The sequence below is a fragment of the Mycolicibacterium anyangense genome (assembly GCF_010731855.1).
GTDB lineage: Bacteria > Actinomycetota > Actinomycetes > Mycobacteriales > Mycobacteriaceae > Mycobacterium > Mycobacterium anyangense.
Window position 1 is genome coordinate 3,611,669 of record NZ_AP022620.1, and the last position, 19,858, is coordinate 3,631,526.

22 protein-coding genes are annotated in these 19,858 nt (G+C 67.6%); 9 read left to right on the plus strand and 13 right to left on the minus strand.

Annotated elements, in window-relative coordinates; all coding sequences use genetic code 11:
* Positions 1–5 precede the first annotated feature (5 nt).
* From G6N35_RS17090 to G6N35_RS17100, 3 genes are all read right to left on the minus strand, one after another.
* Positions 6–749, minus strand: a complete 744-nt coding sequence (locus tag G6N35_RS17090) for a hypothetical protein (RefSeq protein WP_163805324.1) — start codon at positions 747–749, stop codon at positions 6–8.
* 73 nt (positions 750–822) lie between these two features.
* Positions 823–1,623 (minus strand): TspO-related membrane protein, encoded by an 801-nt coding sequence (locus G6N35_RS17095; RefSeq protein WP_163805325.1) that lies wholly within the window; start codon positions 1,621–1,623, stop codon positions 823–825.
* A gap of 108 nt (positions 1,624–1,731) precedes the next feature.
* The gene (locus G6N35_RS17100; RefSeq protein WP_163805326.1) at positions 1,732–3,402 is read right to left on the minus strand and encodes an FAD-binding dehydrogenase; all 1,671 of its coding nucleotides are present in this window, start codon (positions 3,400–3,402) and stop codon (positions 1,732–1,734) included.
* A gap of 160 nt (positions 3,403–3,562) precedes the next feature.
* Between G6N35_RS17100 and G6N35_RS17105 the strand changes: the two genes are divergently transcribed.
* Positions 3,563–4,522: an iron-containing redox enzyme family protein gene (locus tag G6N35_RS17105; protein WP_407664628.1), complete on the plus strand. Its 960-nt coding sequence runs from the start codon at positions 3,563–3,565 to the stop codon at positions 4,520–4,522.
* On the opposite strand, the gene G6N35_RS17110 is transcribed toward G6N35_RS17105, so the two are convergent.
* The 5 genes from G6N35_RS17110 to G6N35_RS17130 all read right to left on the minus strand — a co-directional run bounded on the left by G6N35_RS17110 (position 4,519) and on the right by G6N35_RS17130 (position 7,371).
* Complete coding sequence (locus G6N35_RS17110; RefSeq protein WP_163805328.1) at positions 4,519–4,722, minus strand: CDGSH iron-sulfur domain-containing protein; 204 nt, start codon at positions 4,720–4,722, stop codon at positions 4,519–4,521. The two genes, G6N35_RS17105 and G6N35_RS17110, sit on opposite strands and share 4 nt — an antisense overlap.
* Positions 4,719–5,414: a HemK2/MTQ2 family protein methyltransferase gene (locus G6N35_RS17115; protein WP_407664629.1), complete on the minus strand. Its 696-nt coding sequence runs from the start codon at positions 5,412–5,414 to the stop codon at positions 4,719–4,721. The genes G6N35_RS17110 and G6N35_RS17115 overlap by 4 nt, the downstream gene beginning before the upstream one ends.
* Before the next feature lie 87 nt (positions 5,415–5,501).
* Complete coding sequence (locus G6N35_RS17120; RefSeq protein ID WP_163805330.1) at positions 5,502–5,648, minus strand: hypothetical protein; 147 nt, start codon at positions 5,646–5,648, stop codon at positions 5,502–5,504.
* A 117-nt stretch (positions 5,649–5,765) separates the two neighbouring features.
* Positions 5,766–6,752 carry an LLM class F420-dependent oxidoreductase gene (locus G6N35_RS17125; RefSeq protein ID WP_163805331.1) on the minus strand — a complete coding sequence of 329 codons (987 nt, stop codon included), beginning with the start codon at positions 6,750–6,752 and terminating at the stop codon, positions 5,766–5,768.
* A 154-nt stretch (positions 6,753–6,906) separates the two neighbouring features.
* Entirely contained in the window at positions 6,907–7,371 is a 465-nt protein-coding gene (locus G6N35_RS17130) for a GatB/YqeY domain-containing protein (protein ID WP_163805332.1), read from the minus strand.
* Positions 7,372–7,469: 98 nt separating this feature from the next.
* Between G6N35_RS17130 and G6N35_RS17135 the strand changes: the two genes are divergently transcribed.
* Genes G6N35_RS17135 through G6N35_RS17155 form a run of 5 tightly spaced genes read left to right on the plus strand, consistent with a single transcriptional unit; the run spans position 7,470 to position 12,721 of the window.
* The gene (locus tag G6N35_RS17135) at positions 7,470–8,639 is read left to right on the plus strand and encodes a DUF7847 domain-containing protein (protein WP_163805333.1); all 1,170 of its coding nucleotides are present in this window, start codon (positions 7,470–7,472) and stop codon (positions 8,637–8,639) included.
* An 8-nt stretch (positions 8,640–8,647) separates the two neighbouring features.
* Positions 8,648–9,301, plus strand: a complete 654-nt coding sequence (locus G6N35_RS17140; protein WP_163805334.1) for a DUF4129 domain-containing protein — start codon at positions 8,648–8,650, stop codon at positions 9,299–9,301.
* The gene (locus G6N35_RS17145) at positions 9,298–10,419 is read left to right on the plus strand and encodes a DUF4350 domain-containing protein (protein WP_179967376.1); all 1,122 of its coding nucleotides are present in this window, start codon (positions 9,298–9,300) and stop codon (positions 10,417–10,419) included. The genes G6N35_RS17140 and G6N35_RS17145 overlap by 4 nt, the downstream gene beginning before the upstream one ends.
* On the plus strand, positions 10,416–11,399 hold the full coding sequence (locus G6N35_RS17150) for an AAA family ATPase (RefSeq protein WP_163805335.1): 984 nt from the start codon (positions 10,416–10,418) through the stop codon (positions 11,397–11,399). The genes G6N35_RS17145 and G6N35_RS17150 overlap by 4 nt, the downstream gene beginning before the upstream one ends.
* Entirely contained in the window at positions 11,399–12,721 is a 1,323-nt protein-coding gene (locus G6N35_RS17155) for a DUF58 domain-containing protein (protein WP_163805336.1), read from the plus strand. The genes G6N35_RS17150 and G6N35_RS17155 overlap by 1 nt, the downstream gene beginning before the upstream one ends.
* A 26-nt stretch (positions 12,722–12,747) precedes the next feature.
* On the opposite strand, the gene G6N35_RS17160 is transcribed toward G6N35_RS17155, so the two are convergent.
* Positions 12,748–13,740: a stage II sporulation protein M gene (locus G6N35_RS17160; RefSeq protein ID WP_163805337.1), complete on the minus strand. Its 993-nt coding sequence runs from the start codon at positions 13,738–13,740 to the stop codon at positions 12,748–12,750.
* Positions 13,741–13,768: 28 nt separating this feature from the next.
* On the opposite strand from G6N35_RS17160, the gene G6N35_RS17165 reads away from it, so the two are divergent.
* On the plus strand, positions 13,769–14,650 hold the full coding sequence (locus G6N35_RS17165) for an RDD family protein (RefSeq protein ID WP_163805338.1): 882 nt from the start codon (positions 13,769–13,771) through the stop codon (positions 14,648–14,650).
* Here the strand turns inward: G6N35_RS17165 and G6N35_RS17170 are convergent, their stop codons facing one another.
* The 4 genes from G6N35_RS17170 to G6N35_RS17185 form a co-directional block, all read right to left on the minus strand.
* Complete coding sequence (locus G6N35_RS17170; protein ID WP_163805339.1) at positions 14,651–14,992, minus strand: hypothetical protein; 342 nt, start codon at positions 14,990–14,992, stop codon at positions 14,651–14,653.
* Between the two features lie 50 nt (positions 14,993–15,042).
* The gene (locus G6N35_RS17175; protein ID WP_163805340.1) at positions 15,043–16,197 is read right to left on the minus strand and encodes a cation:proton antiporter; all 1,155 of its coding nucleotides are present in this window, start codon (positions 16,195–16,197) and stop codon (positions 15,043–15,045) included.
* Positions 16,194–16,571, minus strand: coding sequence for a hypothetical protein (locus tag G6N35_RS17180; RefSeq protein WP_163805341.1), 378 nt, complete (start codon positions 16,569–16,571; stop codon positions 16,194–16,196). Before G6N35_RS17180 ends, G6N35_RS17175 begins: the two co-directional genes overlap by 4 nt.
* A gap of 92 nt (positions 16,572–16,663) precedes the next feature.
* Entirely contained in the window at positions 16,664–17,341 is a 678-nt protein-coding gene (locus G6N35_RS17185; RefSeq protein WP_163805342.1) for a TetR/AcrR family transcriptional regulator, read from the minus strand.
* A gap of 74 nt (positions 17,342–17,415) precedes the next feature.
* Between G6N35_RS17185 and G6N35_RS17190 the strand changes: the two genes are divergently transcribed.
* A complete protein-coding gene (locus G6N35_RS17190) occupies positions 17,416–18,801 on the plus strand; it encodes a flavin-containing monooxygenase (protein WP_163805343.1) in 1,386 nt (461 codons plus the stop codon).
* Positions 18,791–19,735: an alpha/beta hydrolase gene (locus tag G6N35_RS17195; protein WP_163805344.1), complete on the plus strand. Its 945-nt coding sequence runs from the start codon at positions 18,791–18,793 to the stop codon at positions 19,733–19,735. The genes G6N35_RS17190 and G6N35_RS17195 overlap by 11 nt, the downstream gene beginning before the upstream one ends.
* Positions 19,736–19,858 lie beyond the last annotated feature (123 nt).

Here is a 19,858-nt window from a genome sequence, read left to right on the forward strand (position 1 = left end):
CCGGATCAGAACAGCTTCGGCAGGCAGAAGATGATGCAGGGCAGCGACGGCGGGGGCGGCAGTTGCGGCAACCCGATCGGCGGAGGCGGCGGTAGTTCCGGAAGCCCGATAGGCGGCAGCTGCGGCAGGCCGATGGGTGGCGGCGGCGGCAGCGACGGCAGGCCGATGGGCGGGAACTGCGGCAGTCCGATCGACGGAGGCGGCGGCAGCGAGGGCAGGCTCAGCGCCGCGAACTGGGGCAGACCGATCGGCGGGGGCGGGGGCAGCTGCGGCAGGCTCAGCGAGGGCAGGGACGCGGCGCTGAAGGCCGGCATCGCCGCCACCGAGGCGGCCGGCAGCGCGAAGGCCGACCCGGACGGCGCCGAGATCTTCCCGATGTTCTGGGCCAGCAGGTAGAACAGGCCCGAGGCCGCACCCGAGGCCGCACCGGACACCACGCCGGCGGCCCCGTTGGCGATCGGGGTGGCGATACTCACCGCGAGGTTGGAATTGGCCTGCTGGACGGCGGTATCCCGGGCCTCGTCCAGTTGTCGTCCGATGCTGTCGTTGAAGGACTGCGACAGGCTGTTGAGGAATGACTGCAGGTCAGAAGGATTGCTGACCTTCTGCGCGCGGGGCTGCCCCTCGGCGGGCAGGATTGTGTCGTCGTCACCGGGAGCCGCCATGGCGGGCCCGCTAAGGGTCAGCAACGCCCCGACGCACAGCGACGCCGCGGCCGCCATGCGGACTGAGGTATGCCGGAAGCCCATGATCACTCCTTTTGTGGGATGCGAGCAATAGTATCCGGCATCCCCCGCCGAGGACAGCAATCGTTATCGACGCTCACGTCAATACGTTGGCCCGATGCTGACGTAAGAGCAGCACCTCGGCGGCGACGAAGATCACCAGTGACGCGACCACCGCGGCGATGATCGCCGGGTACCGACCGCCCAGATCGGTCGTCTGACGGAGCAGGATTCCGGCGAACGCCCAGATCAGCACCAGCCCGTAGGCGACGTCCCGGTTGCGTAGCATCGTGACGGTACCGATCAGCATCGCCACGGCAACGATGATCGTGGCCCATACAGCGGGGCTGATGCCGAAGCCGTCCCAGTTCAGGCTGACCAGCAGCACGGTCACATTGGCCACCGTCGCCACCGTGGTCCAGCCGAAGTAGACGCTGAACGGCACCGCGATGAAGAACTTCTCCCGCTTGCTCAGCTGCGCGACCCGCACCGTATCGGTGATCAGGATCAGGCACACCAGGATCACGACGATCAGGACCACGGATAACCCGATGACGTCGTAGTGCCAGGCGAAGATCCAAGCGGTGTTGGCCAGGGAAGAGACCGCGAAGAGGACGCCGACCCGATTCAGCAGCGCCGTCCGCCCGACGTCGGGCGTGCTCTCCCGGAACAGACCCAGTTGGTAGAGCACGTGCAGGCCGAGCAGCAGATAGATCAGGCTCCAGATCGAGAACGTGATCCCGGCCGGGGTGAACAGGCTGGGATAGGCGTTGGACACGTCGCCGGTGTTGCGACCGTTGAGTGGCAGCGCGTTGGCCAAGACGTTCATGGTGACCATGGCCAGGTACGTCACGAGTACCAGCGCCTTGATCGGGCCCCGTCCGGGGATGGCGGTCATGTCGGGTTACCTCCTGCACACAGCCTGGCATCACCGAAGGTGTTGGCGGAAAGCAGAACCGGGCTTGTCAGCAACTCGTAAGAGTCAGCAGAGGTGCCCGGCTCCTGGTCACACCGCGTCGGCGGCGGCCCGGCCTGCTGCCCGGCCGGAGAAAAGGCAGCCGCCGAGGAACGTGCCCTCCAGCGCGTTGTACCCGTGCACGCCACCGCCGCCGAATCCGGCCACTTCACCGGCAGCGTACAAGCCGCCGATCGGGTTGCCGTCGTGGCCGAGCGCGCGGGACGACAGGTCGGTTTGGATGCCGCCCAACGTCTTTCGGGTCAGAATGTGCAGTTTGACGCCGATCAGCGGCCCGGCTTGCGGATCGAGGATCCGGTGCGGCGCCGCTGTCCGGCCGATCCGGTCGCCGATGTAGCGCCGGGAATTCCGAATACCTTGCACCTGAGCATCTTTGGAGTACGGGTTGGCCATCTGCAGATCCCGAGCAACGATCTGATCCCGGATGGTGGCCACGTCGAGCAGGGGTTCGTCGGTCAAAGTGTTCATCTTGGTGACGAGTTCCTCGATGGTGCCGGCCACCACGAAGTCGGCGCCGTGTTGTTTGAACGCCTCCACCGGCGCCGGAGCACCCTTGCTCAGCAGTCGCTCCTTGAGGAAACTCCGGCGATCGGAGTTGGTGATGTCGGGGTTCTGTTCGGAGCCCGACAGCGCGAACTCCCGCTCGATGATCTTCTGCGTGAGGATGAACCAGCTGTGGTCATAGCCGGCGATCTCCGGGGTGGTGCGCAGGTAGCGCAGTGTGCCCAAGGTGTCATAACCCGGCAGATACGGGAACGGCAACCGCCTGCCCAACGCGTCGAACCACATCGAGGACGGTCCGGGCAGGATCCGGATGGCGTGTTCGGGCCAGATCGGATCCCAGTTCTGGATGCCCTCGGTGTAGTGCCACATCCGGTCCCGGTTGACCAGGCGCACCCCCGAGCCGGCGGCGATGTCGAGCATCCTGCCGTCGACGTAAGCCGGGACCCCGGTGATCATCGACCGCGGCGCGGTACCCATGCGGGCCGGCCAGTATTGGCGCACGATGTCGTGGTTGCCGCCGATCCCGCCGGTGGTGATGATCACCGCCTGAGCCGCAATCTCGAACTCGCCCAACGCATCCCGGTTGGACGGAGCGCCACGCGGTGCGTCGTCAGCGGCCAGCACGGTACCCCGGACGCCAGTGGCGGATCCGCCGCTGATGACGAGTTCGTCGACCCGGTGGCGGTGGTGGAACGTGACCAGCCCACGGTCGGCGGCGGCCAGCGCCGAGTTGACGAACGGCTCGACCACACCGGTGCCAGTACCCCAGGCAACGTGGAACCGGGGCACCGAATTGCCGTGGCCGTCGGCGCGCAGGTCACCGCGCTCGGCCCAGCCCACCGTCGGCAGAAAGCTGATCCCGTGGCCCAGCAACCACGACCGTTTCTCACCGGCCGCAAACTCGACGTAGGCGCGGGCCCACTGCACCGCCCAACTGTCCTCGTCCTCGATGCGGTCGAACTGGGCGCTGCCACGCCAGTCGTTCCAGGCCAGTTCGAAGGAGTCCTTGACGCCCAGGCGGCGCTGCTCGGGGCTGTCGACCAAGAACAGCCCACCGAAGGACCAGAACGCCTGCCCGCCGAGGTTCGCGGCGTTCTCCTGATCGACCAGGGCCACCCGCTTGCCGCGGCTGGTCAGTTCGTGGGTGGCAACCAGACCGGCCAGGCCGGCCCCGACGACGATGACGTCTGCGTCCATGACAACCTCCAGATCACGCAGCACTCACCGTACCGCCGAGCGGCGTGGCCGATGTGACGCACGGTGTTTAGCAAAACACTCGGCAGGGAAGCCGTCAGGGGTGACGCTCGCCCCCTTCGCCCTGCAGCCCTACCTCCCGGCGCCGCGGGGTCCGTTGTCCATGGCCGTGCTCGACCTGTTGACCGAGCGCGCACCGCGAGCCCACCTGAACCGGGTGGAGGCCTCCGTCGGCGACTCCGACCCCTACGGCATCGACGTCCAGCTGAGCCTGTACGTCTGCTACGAACTGCATTACCGCGGATTCGCCGGAGTGGACAACGGCTGGGAATGGAACCCGGGCCTGCTACACCTGCGGGCCCGCCTGGAAGAGACCTTTCTGAGCGCCGTTCGCCACGACGTCGGGGACATCGGACTGGAAGACACCGCGGCCTCCGAGATGGAGCGGCTGTCGGTGGAACCGGCCGACGGCTCAGGGCCGTCGTACTTCCTGCGCGACAAGGGCACCTGGGAACAGATGCGGGAGTACTTCGTGCACCGCTCGCTCTATCACCTCAAGGAGGGCGATCCGCACGCCTGGGCGATCCCGCGGCTCACCGGTCAGGCCAAGGCGGCGTTCGTGGCCGTCGAGTACGACGAGTTCGGCGGTGGCCGTAGCGATCAGGTGCACCAGCAGTTGTTCGCCGACCTCATGGTCGCGGCCGGGCTGGACGCCAGCTACCTCGGCTACATCGACGCCGTCCCGGCCGAGTCGCTGGCCGTGGTGAACCTGATGTCCCTGTTCGGCCTGCACCGCAAGCATCGAGGATGCGCCGTTGGCCACTTCGCCTCCACCGAGATCACTTCCTCCCCCGGCTCACGCCGGCTGGTCGAGGCCTTGGAGCGCCTGGGGGCCCCGGATACCTGTGTGGCGTTCTACCGTGAACACGTCGAGGCCGACGCCGTGCACGAACAGGTGGTCCGCACCGACGTCGTCGGCGATCTGGTCAGCCGCGAGCCGGCACTGAACGGCGATGTCATCTTCGGCATCCGGGCCCACGAGGTGGTGGAGGACCGGCTGGCCAACCACCTGATGCGGTGCTGGACCGACGGAGAGAGCTCACTGCGCAAGCCGATCGGCTAGGACCCGTCGACCTTACGTCGACGACGGTGACTGGTGTCGCACAGCGGATAGTTCTTGCTGCGCTTGCACATACAGATCGCGACCTGGAACCGGTCCGACTCGACGACGGTACCGTCGGCCAGTTCGATCCGGACCGGCCCCTGGACCATCATCGGCCCCGACGGGATGATCCGGACCAGCCGCGGCTCACTGTCGCTCACGGCTTCACCGCTCTGATCACGACCAGCTCCTCCTCACGTCTGCCGACTGGCAGCATGCCGATCCGCTCCATCCATCTCGCCCTGGCACGAAGCACTGGCCCGAACGGAATGAGCTGTGTCAAAACAATTTCCGAGCGCAGTCCGCCGCGCTGCAGACTGCGCACGGTGAGATCTGCGTCGGCGAACTCGGACTGCACGATCAACATCGTGCCACCATCGGCCAATAGCGAGGGAGCTTTGTCGCACAACGGGTCCAGGACCATCCGGCCGTCCGGCCCGGCATCCCAGGCCTGCGACGGACCGACCTCGGCGGCGATACACTCCAGATGCGAATCGGGACTTGTTGGCACGTAAGGCGGATTAGCCACCACCACGTCATACGGGGCGTCGCGCAGCGGAGCGGTGACCGTGCCCACCATGGCCTCGACACGGACGCCGGCCCGCTCGGCGTTGGCACGCACCGAACGCACTGCGCGCGGGCAGATGTCCAACGCGGCGACGCTACGTGCACCCAGCTGTGCGGCGGCGATGGCCACCACTCCGCTGCCGGTGCAGACGTCGAGAACCCGACGGCCGGCAACGTCCGCCTTCACCGTCATCGCCTCGATCAGAAGCATCGAATCATGTTGTGGGGCATACACACCCGTCGCGGCGGCAACCGAATCCTGCACGTCGGGATAGAGGATGGTCAACATCGGCCTTTCGAGATCGAAGCCGTTGTGAGGCCACGGCATTGTCCACATACATGCCCGATTACCAGTGCGTTAAACCCCTAAGGGTTAGTCGGGCGGCTCGAAATCAGGCACCTCGGCGACATCGGGCGTGGGGTCGGAGTCGGATCGTTGCGGTGCCGCGGTCGCCCGGTCTTCCTGGTGGTCGTCGGTGTAGTCGGCGTGGTCGTCCTCGTCAGAAGTCCGTTCGGTCATGGCCCTGGGGATAGCCCGCGGGCTGCTGTTTCAACCCACCGGCGCCGGGTATGAGCGCGCGATCACATACTTCGAACGAGTGGGCCAAACACGTTTCGAGACAACGGATGTGGCTGGTCAGCCCGCGGCGTCGCGCAGCGCGGCCAGCAGCGGTTCGGCGGCCTTGGCCAGGAATTCCTCCTGCCCGTCGTCGCCGATTTGCACCAGGGCGATGTCGGTGAATCCGGCTTTCCAATACGCACTGACCGACTCGACGATGGCGTCCAGGTCGGGCCCGCAGGGGATGCTGTCGGCCACCGCCTCGGGCGTGACGAATTGGGTGGCGCCGGCGAACCCGGCGGGTGTCGGCAGATCGGCGTTGACCGCCCAGCCGCCGCCGAACCACCGGAACTGCTCGTGGGCCCGGGCAATGGCGGCGTCCCGGTCGGGGTCCCAGCAGATCGGGATCTGTCCGATCACCCGGCCACCACCGGGCAGCCCGGTGGCCTGCCGGGCGCTGTGCCACCCGTCGACGAGCTCCCCGTTGGGTTCGACGGCGATCATGTGATCGCCGGCGGTGGCGAAGGCGTCAAGCGAACGAGGGCCCGACACCGCAACACCGAGCGTCACCGGTTCGTCGGGCACGTCCCAGATCCGCGCCGAGTCGACTTCGAAGTAGTCGCCTTTGTGGTCGACGAGGTCGCCGCTGAGCAGCCGTCGGATGATGACGATCGCCTCACGCAGCATGTCGTGGCGTCGCTGGACGGTCGGCCAGCCCTTTCCGACGACGTGCTCGTTGAGGTTCTCTCCGGAGCCCAGGCCCAGCGTGAACCGGCCGTCGGCCAGAATCTGCAGCGTCGCGGCCTGTTGGGCGACGACAGCGGGGTGGTACCGCATCGTCGGGCAGGTCACGTAGGTATAGAGGTCCACCTTCTCGGTCGCATGAGCCACCGCACCGAGCAGGGTCCAGGCGTTGGGCGCATGCCCCTGCGCGGCCAGCCACGGCGAATAGTGGTCACTGGAGACCTCGAAGTCGAAGCCGGCCTGTTCCGCCGAAATGGCATAGCGGACAAGCTCTTTGGGACCGCTCTGCTCAGTCATCAGGGTGTATCCGAAGCGCGTCATGCGCTACGGGTACCCGCACGTCAGCGCACAAAACGAGTTGCAGTACCCGACGTCACCCGAGGCTCACGAGAGTAACGCCACCGCGGAGAAGGTGGCGATTTTCCGCCGTGAGGTTACCTTCGGCGAACCCCGGGCCGAGGGGCCCACCGGCTGGCTAGAGCCGGTCTTTGACCGCCGCCGACAACCGCGAGCCGTCGGCCTTGCCCGCAGCGATCAGCGTGGCGGCCTTCATCACCAAACCCATCTGCTTCATCGACGGCCGCTCCCCGAGCTCCTCGGCCACCTGCGCGATGGCCGTGTCGACCACGTCGGCCACCTCCGCCTCGGTCAGCGGGGTCGGCAGATACTCGTCGATGACGCGCGCCTCGGCGTGCTCCTCGGCAGCGAGCTCACCGCGGCCGTTCTGGGTGTAGATCTCAGCGGCTTCACTGCGCTTGCGGGATTCGCGGGCCAGCACCTTGAGGACGTCGTCGTCGGAGAGCTCCCGGGCTTGCTTGCCCGACACCTCCTCGGTCTGAATCGCCGCGAGCAGCATTCGCAGTGTCGAGGTGCGCAACTTGTCCTGCGACTTCATCGCGTCGGTGAGGTCTGATCTCAGCCGGTCTTTGAGCTCCGCCATGGCGCAAACGCTACGCGCCCGAAGTGGCAGGACGTTGAGAATTACCCCGCCGATCGACAGGATGGGTCCATGAGCAACGACGTCGGGGGCGTCGTCCTGTGACGACACCACCTCCTGGCCCCGGCTGGCCGCCGTACGGTTGGCCTGGTCAGCCACAGTTCCCGCCACCGAGCTACCCGCAGGCCGGCCCGTACGTCGCTCCGCCCCGCTACCCACCGTCCGGCTATCCCCCGCCGGGCTATCCGCCACCCGGTTACCCGCCACCGAGCTATCCGCCGCCGGGATTCCTGCCGCCGGTGGGCCTCAAGCCCGGGATCATCCCGCTGCGGCCGCTGTCACTGAGCGACATCTTCAACGGCGCGGTCGGCTACATCCGGACCAACCCCAAGGCGACCCTCGGGCTGACCGCGGTCGTGGTGATCATCACCCAGATCCTGGCCCTGCTGTTGCAGCTGGGGCCACTGGCCTACGCCGGGCGGGTGGGCGCCCAAACCGGTGACGAGCTGTCCACGCCGATGCTGATCGGCTCCGCCGCCTCGACCATCGCCGGTGGCATCGCCACCGCGCTGTCGGCGATCCTGCTCTCGGGAATGCTGACCGTGGTCGTGGGACGAGCGGTGTTCGGGTCCACCATCACCGTCGGGGAAGCCTGGCAGCGAGTCCGCGGGCGACTGCTGGCCCTGATCGGCCTGAGCGCACTGGAAGTCGTTGCGGCAGTGGTGGTCATCGGCGCCGTCATCCTGGCGATCCTGGGGATCTCGGTCGCCGGCAACACGGTGGCCGCGGTACTGGTGGGGATCCCCCTGGTGTTGATGATGATCGCCGTCCTGCTGTACCTCTACACGGCGTTGGCCTTCGCACCGGTGGCGATCGTCCTGGAGCGCAAGTCGGTGATGGAGGCGATCAACCGCTCATTCGGCTTGGTGCGCAACCACTTCTGGCGTGTCCTGGGGATCCGGCTGCTGGCCTCACTGGTCGCCGGACTCGTCGCGGGCGCGGTGGCAGTGCCGTTCAGCATCGCCGGCCAGCTCACCGCGCTGGGCGCCGACACCTCGGGACCCTTCATCGCGGCCACCGCCATCGCCGCGGTCGGCGGCGCCATCGGACAGATCGTGACCGCACCGTTCAACGCCGGCGTGGTGGTGTTGCTCTACACCGACATCCGGATCCGCGCCGAGGCGTTCGACCTGGTGTTGCAGACCGGTGCCGCGCGCGGGCCCGCGGAGGCCGATGCCGGCGACGCACTCTGGCTCACCGCGGCACGCTGAGATTCACCGTGCCGACCGTCGATATCGACCGGGATACCGCCCACGAGCTGGCTCAGCGCGAGCTGGCCAAACCGATCTACCCGAGGCCGTCGCTGACCGACCGGATCACCGAATGGCTCGACAACCTGATCAACCAGCTGATCGTCAAGGGCGGCTCGATCCCCGGCGGCTGGTTCACCATCGCGGTGCTGGTGATCCTGGTTGCCGTGGCCTTCGTGGTGGCGGTCCGGATCGCGCGACGCACCATGCGAACCAATCGGGGCACCGGGGCGGGATTGTTCGGCGCTCATGAGCTGTCCGCCGCCGAACACCGCGCGACCGCGGAAAGCTTCGCCGCACAGGGCAATTGGGCCTCGGCGATCCGGCACCGGCTACGTGCGGTGGCCCGCCAGCTGGAAGAAGCCGGCACACTGAACGCCGTCCCCGGCCGCACCGCCAATGAGTGGGCCCGCGACGCCGGCGAGCTGCTGCCAGGTTTCGCCGCCGAGCTGCGCCGCGCCGCAACGGCATTCAACGACGTGACCTACGGCGAGCAGCCTGGTACCGAGGACGGCTACCGGATGATCGCCGACCTGGATGACGCCCTGCGCCGCCATACCGCACCGGCTGGTGCCGAGGCCGCCCTACCGGCGACCACCGAAGCCTGGGCTCCGCTGCGGTGAGTACCACCATCTCGCAGCGTTGGCGCACCGGCCGTTGGCTGGCGGTGGGCCTGATCCTCATCTCGGCGGTCGCCGCGGTCAGCGCCTACCTGACCGCTCCGCGGCCGGGCGGTCGGATGGATCCGGAGTCGACGTCCTCGGACGGCGCGCACGCCGTGGTCGCCCTGCTGCGGCAGCGTGGCGTGCAGGTGATCGTCGCCAAGGACGTCGCCGATGTGGAGCGGGCCGCCCGGCCCGACACCCTGCTGCTGGCCGCCGAAACCTACTTCACCCGCGGAGAGGGTCTGCTCGACCGGCTTGCCGCGGTCCCTGGTGACCGGCTGCTGCTCGAGCCGACCGCCCGGGTGCGCGAGGCGATGGCTCCCGGGATCCGGATCGGCGGTGCCAGCGTGTTCGACGACCAGCCGAATTGCGATCTGCGCGAGGCGAATCAGGCCGGTGTGGTGCAGTTCGGCACCACCGATGCCTACGAGAAGGCCGGCGACACCGACCTCACCCGCTGTTACGGCGGAGCCCTGGTGCGCTACCGCGACGCAGGACGGACGATCACCGTGGTCGGCAGCTCGGACTTCATGACCAACGGCGCACTGCTCAAAGAAGGCAACGCCGCATTGGCGATGAACCTGGCCGGGCAGCGGCCCAGGTTGATCTGGTACGCCCCCCAGAAAGCGGAAGGCGGAGCCGGCGGAGGTTCGGAGATCGGGGACCTGGTGCCCGACGCGGTGAGCTGGGTGATCTGGCAGCTGTGTCTGGTGGTGGTTCTGCTGGCCCTGTGGCAGGGCCGCCGTCTCGGCCCGCTGGTCGCCGAGAAGCTGCCCGTGGTGGTGCGCGCCTCGGAGACCGTCGAGGGCCGCGCGCGGCTCTATCGGTCCCGCCGGGCCCGCGATCAGGCGGCCGAAGCGCTGCGCACCGCCTCGCTGCACCGTCTGACGCCCCGGCTCGGTCTGGGCGCCAACGCTTCCGCAGCCGCCATCGCGTCGGCCGTCGCGCAGCGCTACCGTGGCGACGCCAACGCGGTGGCGCACATCCTGTTCGGACCCGTCCCGGCCACCGACGCCGACCTTCTGCACCTGGCCCACGCACTCGACGACATCGAAAGGCAGGTCACGACGACGTGACGCACTTCGCGACCCCTCCCTCCCCCACCGCCGACCACGACGCGGCCCGCAACGCCCTGCTCGCCCTGCGGGCCGAGATCGCCAAAGCGGTTGTCGGACAGGACGCCGTCGTCAGCGGTCTGGTGATCGCGCTGCTGTGCCGCGGCCACGTCCTGCTGGAAGGTGTTCCCGGCGTGGCCAAGACGCTGTTGGTCAGAGCCATGGCTGCGGCGTTGCAGCTCGATTTCAAGAGGGTGCAGTTCACTCCGGATCTGATGCCCGGGGACGTCACGGGCTCGCTGGTCTACGACGCGCGCACCGCTGCCTTCGTGTTCCGGGAAGGTCCGGTCTTCACCAATCTGATGCTGGCCGACGAGATCAACCGCACCCCACCCAAGACTCAGGCCGCTCTGCTGGAGGCCATGGAGGAGCGTCAGGTCAGCGTGGACGGCGAACCCCGGCCGTTGCCGGATCCGTTCATCGTGGCCGCCACCCAGAACCCGATCGAGTACGAGGGCACCTACCAGCTGCCCGAAGCGCAACTCGACCGGTTCCTGCTGAAGCTGAATGTGCCGCTACCGCCGCGTGATCAGGAGATCGCGATCCTGAGCCGACACGCCCAGGGGTTCGACCCCCGCAATCTGAGCGCGATCCGGCCGGTGGCCGGGCCCGCCGAACTGGCCGCCGGCCGCGCGGCGGTCAAGCAGGTGCTGATCGCCGACGAGGTGCTCGGGTACATCGTCGACATCGTGGGCGCCACCCGGAGTTCGCCGTCGCTGCAACTGGGCGTCTCGCCACGCGGTGCCACCGCGCTGCTGGGTACGGCGCGGTCCTGGGCGTGGCTGTCGGGGCGCACCTACGTCACCCCCGACGACGTCAAGGCGATGGCACGCCCGACGTTGCGCCACCGGATCGGTTTGCGGCCCGAAGCCGAACTCGAGGGAGCCACACCGGACGGTGTGCTCGACGGCATCCTGGCCGCCGTGCCGGTGCCACGCTAGTGGTTCTCACCGGCCGCGCCGGGCTGGTGGCACTGGTGTGCGTGCTGCCGATCGCGCTGGCGCCCTGGCCCGCAACGGCTTTCGCGGTCGCCCTGCTGGTGCTACTGGCGGCCGTAGTCGTGGACGTCGCGCTGGCCGGTAATCCGCGGGCACTGCGCATCCGCCGGGCCGGTGAGACGTCGGCACGCCTCGGCCAACCGGTACACGCTGGGCTGCAGGTCCACAACGACGGGTCGCGGCGGTTCCGCGGCGTGCTGCGTGACGCGTGGCCGCCCAGCGCCGGGGCGCGACCGCGGGCACACACGCTGGCTGTGCCGTCCTGCCAAACCGCCACCGTCACATCGGTCCTGCAACCGCGCCGGCGCGGGGACCTGACATCGGAGGTCGTGACGGCGCGCTCCATCGGGCCGCTCGGTCTGGCCGGGCGTCAACGCTCTTATCAGGTGGGCGGGCTGATCCGGATCCTGCCGCCGTTCCTGTCCCGCAAGCATCTGCCGTCACGGCTGGCCAAGCTGCGGGAGATCGACGGGCTGTTGCCGGTGCTGATCCGTGGTCACGGCACCGAGTTCGACTCGTTGCGCGAATACGTCGTGGGTGACGATGTGCGTTCCATCGACTGGCGAGCGACCGCACGGCGCGCCGACGTGGTGGTCCGCACCTGGCGTCCCGAGCGGGACCGCCGGGTGGTGATCGTGCTCGACACCGGCCGCACCTCGGCGGGCCGGGTGGGGGTGGACCCGACGGCCCGAGATCCCGGCGGCTGGCCGCGGCTGGACTGGTCGATGGATGCCGCTCTGCTGCTGGCCGCGCTGGCCTCCCGCGCCGGTGATCATGTCGACTTCCTGGCTCACGACCGGCTGACGCGGGCGGCGGTGTTCGGCGCCTCGCGCACGGAGTTGCTGGCCCAGCTTGTCGACGCCATGGCGCCGCTGGAGCCGGCACTGATCGAGTCCGATGCCACCGCGATGGTGGCCGCGGTTCAGCGGCGGGTGCGGCGGCGCGCACTGGTGGTACTGCTGACCGACCTCAACGCCTCGGCACTCGACGAAGGGCTGCTGCCGGTGTTGCCGCAGCTGTCGGCCAAGCATCAGGTGATCGTCGCCGCGGTGTCTGATCCGCGGGTCGACCAGCTGGCCGCGGGGCGGGCCGACGCTGCTCAGGTGTACGACGCGGCCGCGGCCGAGCGGGCGCGCAATGAGCGTCGGCGCATCGCATCTCAGTTGCGGCACAAGGGAGTTGAGGTGGTCGACGCCGCTCCCGAGGATGTTGCCCCTGCGCTCGCCGACCGCTATCTGGCGATGAAAGCCACCGGGCGGCTCTGAACGCCGCGCGCCTTCCCCCGGCGCTCTCACCCCGTAGGCACGACGTCGGGCGCGTCCTCGAGGTCGCCGGTCTCCCCGGCCAGGGCCGCCCGACGCCCGAAATAGACGACGTAGGACAGGAATCCGGCCTCGGCGACCACCCCGATGCCGATGCGAACGAACGTCGGCAGCGGTGACGGCGTCACCAACGCCTCGATGAGGCCGGATACCAGCAGCACCACGGCCAGTCCCACCGCGGCGGCGACCACCGCCCGGCCCTGCTCGGCGAGTGCCTGCCCGCGGGGGCGGTCACCGGGCGCAATCACTGTCCAGCCCAGACGCATCCCGACCGCGGCAGCCAGGAACACCGCAGTCAGCTCCAGCAGGCCGTGCGGGATCAACAGTCCGAACAGCACGTCAGCCTTCCCGGCGTGCATCATCAGACCGCCCGTGACGCCGAGGTTGGCCGCGTTCTGGAACAGCACCCACGGGATGGGGATACCGAGCAGGATCGCGAAGCCGATGCATTGGGCGGCCACCCACGAATTGTTCAGCCACACCCGCAGCGCGAACGAGCCGGCCGGGTTGTCCCGGTAGTAGTTGGCGAAGTCGTGGTTGACCAGGTGGTCGATCTCCTCGGGTGTGCTCAGCGCGGACTGCACCTCGTGGTTGCTTGCCACCCAGATGCCGATCAGCACGACGACGACGAAGAACGCGACCGCGGTAGCCAGCCACCACCGCCAGGCGCGGTAGGCCACCACCGGGAACGACACCGTCCAGAACCGCACGAACTCGCTCCACAGCGGCGCGTGCGCCCCGGTGACCGCCGACCGTGCGCGAGCCACCAAGGTGGACAGCCGCCCGATCAGCACGGTGTCCGACGATGCCGAGCGCACCATCGACAGATGGGTGGAAACGCGCTGGTAGAGGTCGACGAGTTCGTCCACCTCCGGCCCGGTCAGCCGCCTGCGCCGCTTGACCAGCTGCTCGAGCCGGTCCCAGGTGTCCTGGTGGGCCAAGACGAATGCGTCGACGTCCACCCGGCCGAGACTAGTACCGTTGGTCCCCATGATGCCGGTGCCCGAGACGGTGGTGACCGGGGACGCCGTCGTCCTCGATGTCCAGATCGCTCAACTGCCGGTGCGCGCGGTGAGTTCGTTGATCGACATCTGCGTCGTGACGATCGTCTACCTGATCGGCATGATGCTGTGGGTCGCCACGGTGGTCCAATTCGATGAGGCCCTCAGTGCCGCGGTGATGATCATCTTCACCGTGCTGGCGCTGGTGGGTTATCCGGTGATCATCGAGACCGCGACGAGGGGCCGCTCGATCGGCAAGATGGTCATGGGGCTGCGGGTGGTATCTGACGACGGCGGCCCGGAGCGCTTCCGCCAGGCGCTGTTTCGCGCGCTCGCCGGATTCGTGGAAATCTGGACGCTGTTCGGCGGGCCTGCGGTGATCTGCAGCCTCGCCTCGGCACAGGGCAAGCGAATCGGTGACATCTTCGCCGGGACAGTGGTGATCAGCGAACGCGGTCCCAAGCTGGCTCCGCCGCCGGTGATGCCACCGGCGCTGGCGTGGTGGGCGGCCTCCCTGGAACTATCTGGCCTCGGCCCGGAGCAGGCCGAGCTCGCTCGCCAATTCCTCTCTCGCGCGCCACAACTGGATCCCGATATCCGCGACCAGATGGCCTACCGGATCGCCTCGGAGGTAGTCGCGCGGATCTCGCCGCCACCACCTCCTGGCACACCACCGCAGTACGTGCTCGCCGCCGTGCTCGCCGAGCGGCATCGACGCGAACTGGCCCGCTTGCGTCCGGCCGCCCCACCGGTGCCGGCACCCACCTACGGCTACTACCCACCCGCGCCGATACCCCCACCGCCAGCATCGCCGGTAGTGCCCGCGGTGGCCGAGCCGGCTCGGACCGACGGCTTCGTTCCGCCGGGCTGATCAGGAGAAGGCCGCCACCAGAACGACGACGTCCACCAGGATCACCACCCAGGCGATCACCGGCACCAGGAAGCCGCGCCGGCGCCCGGCGGTGAAGAAGGACAGCACGATCGCGAGGACGGCGACCACAGGCGGGGTGTAGATGAGCAGCCCGTAGCCAAACCCGGTCGGTTTCGGGCAGCTCGGTTGGCTGCACGCCGCGGTGCTCATCACGGCCCCCATGGCCAGTAGCTGCACGGCTACCGCCCCGAGGATCGTGGACAGCGCCAACAGCCAGTTGAGCCACAGCCGTCTGCGGTGGACGCGGTCGGTGTCGACGTCGGTGGCATTCGATGCGGTCATGCCACGTCGGCTACCCGCCAAACCGGCACGGCACACCTACCCCGGCGCGACTACGGGGTCAGCGGCTGGGCGCTGTTGCGGCGGGCCGCCACCACACCGGCGACGGAGGTCACGGCGATGGTCAACAGCGCGCCCAGGATCAATGCGGAGGGTTCGCCGGCGGACAGCAGATGCTGTTGAGTACCGAGCGTCGCGGCGGCGACCGGGACGCCCAGCTGGGCAGCGGCCAGTGCGCCGAGTGCCAGCGGCTGACTGACCAGACGCGACACGCAATGCGCCACTACCGCGCCCACCCCGAGGCTGACACCCAACAGGATGTAGGCCGGGTGATCGCCGAGATCGCGGACCTGCAGCGAGGCACCCAGCCACACGAAGAACAGGGGGCCGAAAAAGCCTTCGGTGATCCCGAACAGCTGGCGCGCCAGCCGGCGCGGTTCCCCCACCGCATTGACCACCAAACCGATCGCGAACCCCGCCAACATGATTGACACGTGGGTGGTGATGGCGAGCGCGCCCAGACTGAACAGCACGATGAGGCTGATCCGCAGTTCGAGGGCGAAGCGGTTGCGCTCGGAGTACCGGTGCAGTCGTTGACGTAGTCCGCGCCGATCGACAAAACGCAGCGCGACGAACAGGATCACGGCGCAGCCGGCGATGATGGCCGCCCCGATCGCCGCAGTGACCGCGCGGCTGGGGTCGATCACCAAGGGCAGCAGCACAATGCAGGTGGCGTCGGCAATGGCGATCTGGGCCGTCACGCTCTTGACCGCGGGGCCATCGAGCCGAAGGGACTGGATCACGGGCAACGCCAGCGCCGCCGAGGACGACGCCATGAGCACCGCGTAGACCGCGGCGTGCCCGGTCTGGAAGACCGCGGCCAGCGCCGCCCCCAGGATGGCGGCCGCCACTCCGACGAGGACGGCCCGGCCGGCAGCACCCGGAATCGATGACCGCAGGGTGGTGTCGCGGATCGGGACGTGGGTGCCGACCACGAACATCACCAGCGCGAAACCGATGTTGGCCAGCAATTCGAAGGTGCGATCGCCCGAGTCGACCACGCCGAAGCCGGTTCTGCCGATCACCAGACCGATCGCGAGTTCCCCGATGACAACCGGGATCCGCAGTCCGGGCACCGACGCCAACAGCGGGCCGGCCAGGCCGGCCACCGTGACGATCGCCAGCGCGCCGAACCCGAAACCGCTCACGAACCGTCAGCCCACGACACCAGGCGGCAGGGAATAGGGGTGTTCTCGTCGGTCAGGTAGCTGGCACACACGCGGTGATAACCGTCGGCCACCTGGAGCGCGTCAGCCGCGCTGCCGCGGACCAGCAGGATCGGTGAGAGCTTCTTGCCGTTGCTGATCTTGTCCAGATCCGAACGGACATGCGGGTTGTCGGCCGGCAGCAGGCTGAGTCTGGCCGCCCGTAAGATGTCCTTGGCCTTGCGGTACTCGGTACCCGTCGACCCGAGTGCGGCGACCGTCGCGGTGACCGCCGACGACTCGGCGAGCAGACTCAGGTAGTCCGCCGCCGCGTCGTAGTCATGATCTTCGGGATCGTCCAGCCATTTCACCGCCATGGTGTGCAGAGGGTACTCGCCCTCACCGGCGGTTAGCTCAGCTCAGACCGTAATGTCGCCTGAGAGTGTTGGCGCCGGCATCCCCGTCGTGACTAGCAGGTCAGCGTGCCGTAAATCGCCCGTGCCCAAATCGATGTCAAAGCGTCCAGTTCGGATTCGGCTTCCGCGCGCGTGAGGTCGGCGCGCAACATTCGCTCCAGAGTGCGCTCGTTCATCGATACCAACAGTCGCAGCAATGTGGCCGGCTCAGGGCCTTCAGGCGCGAGTCCTGCTGCGCGATCAGCGGCGACGACACCCGCGACCGGCGCGACGTGGCGTTCCAGCCAGCGCTCCCAGATCGTGGCCGCTTCCCGGTCGGTAGATCGTGCGTCGAGGACGGCCAGCATCAACGGTCTGTGCTGCTGCCACAGTGCCCACAGATGCCCGATCGCCACCCGTAGGGCAGTGGGACGATCCATGCTGCGAGCCATGAATTGCGATGCGCCCTCGAAGGTCTCGTCGAACACTTCATCGAGCAACGTCGCGACAGCGACCGCCTTGCTGGGGAAGTAGAAGTAGAAGCCGGTCCGGCGCACGCCTGCGGCTGCGGCGACCTCGTTGACGCTGAGCTCATCGAGACTGCGGGTGGCCAGCAGCCCCTCGAGAGCCTCGAGGATTCGCTGGCGGGTCAGGTCGCTCTTACGAATCCTGCCCGACGACCACCGGGGCGCAGAGACGGGAGGCTGCACATCCACCGGACTTTTTCGACGGTCGTCGATTTTTTTGGACATGCGTCGATTCTAGTCCTACTATGACTCCAGTCACAACAACCTCACGCTGTGACACCCGACGCAGGGAGTGAACCTTGGCATCGCAGAACCCGAGGACCGCCATCATCGGTGCAGGTATCAGCGGCCTGACTACGGCAAAGAGCCTTAGCGACTACGGAATCGACCATGTGATCTTCGAGTCCGGGAACCGGGTTGGTGGCAACTGGGCCTTCAAGAACTCCAATGGGCATTCGAGCGCCTACCGCTCACTGCACATCGACACCTCCAAGGAAGGCTTGCGGTTTCGCGATTTTGCAATCTCGACGGCATATCCCGACTTCCCGCATCACAGCCAGGTTCAGCAGTATCTCGAGGACTACTGCCGGGCCTTCGACCTCAAGCGCAACATCCGGTTCGAGACGCCGGTCCGACATGCCCGGCGACTCACCCACGGTGGCTGGGAGATCGAGCTGCACTCTGGCGACGTCGAGTATTTCGATGCGCTGGTGGTGGCCAACGGCCACCATTGGGATCCGCGATACGCCGAGTTCCCGGGCACGTTCACCGGCGAGCAGATGCACTCCCACTACTACATCGATCCCAGCGAGCCCATGGATCTGCGGGGCAAGCGGATTCTGGTGGTGGGCATCGGTAACAGCGCCTCCGACATCACCTCGGAGCTGTCGCAGAAGAGCAATCGCAACCGGGTCTTCCTCTCGACCCGCTCGGGAGCCTGGGTGGTACCCAAATACATCATGGGTGTTCCGGTCGATCAGATGCTATCCCTGAAGCCCCGGCTACCGTTGCGCCCCCAGAAGATCGCAGCCCGGATTCTGCCGAAACTTCTCTCGGGCGACATGCAGCGCTACGGTTTACCGAAGCCAGACCACCACTTCATGGACGCACACCCGACGCAGTCCGCGGAGTTGCTCGTCCGGCTGGGATCCGGCGATGCGATCGCCAAGCCCAATGTGAAAGCACTGGAGGGCAACCGCGTTCGCTTCGTCGACGACTCCGTCGAGGAGATCGACGTCATCATCTGGGCCACCGGCTACAACATCTCGTTCCCGTTCTTCGATCCCGAGTTCCTCAGCGCTCCCGGCAATAAGATCGATCTCTTCAAGCGAATGTTCAAACCCGGCATCGACGATCTGATCCTCGTCGGATTCGGCCAGGCGATTCCCACGCTGTTTCCCTTCGTCGAATGCCAGGCGCACCTGGCAGCGCGGTATCTCGCCGGCACCTATCGGACGCCAACCATCGACGAGATGCACTCAGCGATCGCCGCCGACGACAAACGCGACCGCGCGCACGTCAGCGATCGCCCACGCCATACCCAGCAGATGGACACCCCCATCTACAACGACGACATCAACCGCCGCGAGATCCCTGCCGGCGCTCAACGTGCCCGGCAATTGGGCCCCGTGACGCTGGCGGGTCGCGCAACCAACCGCAACCAGGAGTCCGCCAATGCCCACTGATGTCACCTTCCAGTCCGCCAATCACCGCTGCCACGCTTGGCATTTCACGGGCACAGGCGATGAATTCCTGGTCGACGACCGCCGCCCCTGTGTCGTCATGGGTCACGGGTTCAGCGCGACGAAGGACAGTGGGCTGGCCGAGTATGCAGAGCGTCTTGCCGCTGCCGGTCTCGACGTACTGGCCTTCGACTACCGCCACTTCGGTGCCAATTCCGTCGACGGTGTCCCGGCAGAGGTCAACCCGCGCTCACACGAAGCCGACTTCCGCGCCGCGGTACATCATGCTCGGTCATTGCCCGGAGTTGATCCCGAAAGGATCGTCATCTGGGGTGTTTCACTGTCCTCCGGACACGTGATGAATGTGGCAGCCCAAGACTCGTCCGTCGCAGCAGTCATCGCCATGACCCCCGCGGTCGACGGCGTCGCCGCCATCCGCGTGGCCATTCGACGATCACCGATCGCAGCCGCCCGGATGGCGTGGGCTGCGCTCCGCGACACGGCCGCAGCACTGTCGGGCCGTCCCCGCGTGACAGTAGCGGTGGTAGGCGAGCCCGGCGCGACGGCCGTCATGTCAGCCCCCGGTGCCGCAACGGGTTACACGCAGATGGCGGGCCCATCTGCGGTCAACGGGGTGCCCGCGCGCTCGGTCCTGCGGGCCGCGCTGTACCGGCCATTGCGGCGCGCCCACAAGATCTCGTGTCCGGTCCTCGTACAGATCGCCGACAACGACATGTCCGCTCCCCCGCAATCGGCGCGTACCGCCGCGTTCCGGTGCCGCGCCGACGTACGCCACTATCCCTGTGATCACTTCGACGTCTACCCGGGCAGCGACTGGTTTGAACCCGCGGTAGCTCATCAATTGCACTTCCTGCGCCGGCATTTCGCGCCCGCCAGTAAATTTGCGCCGGTCGATCCCCTGGTGCTGACGTCATGACACGGGGACCCCACACGCTGCACCGCGGGTCATCCAGCACCGCCTAAAGCCGCACGCAGTTGAGCTCAGGATAGACCGCCAGACATTCGAGGCCGTCCATGAAACCCCGACCGCCACAAAATA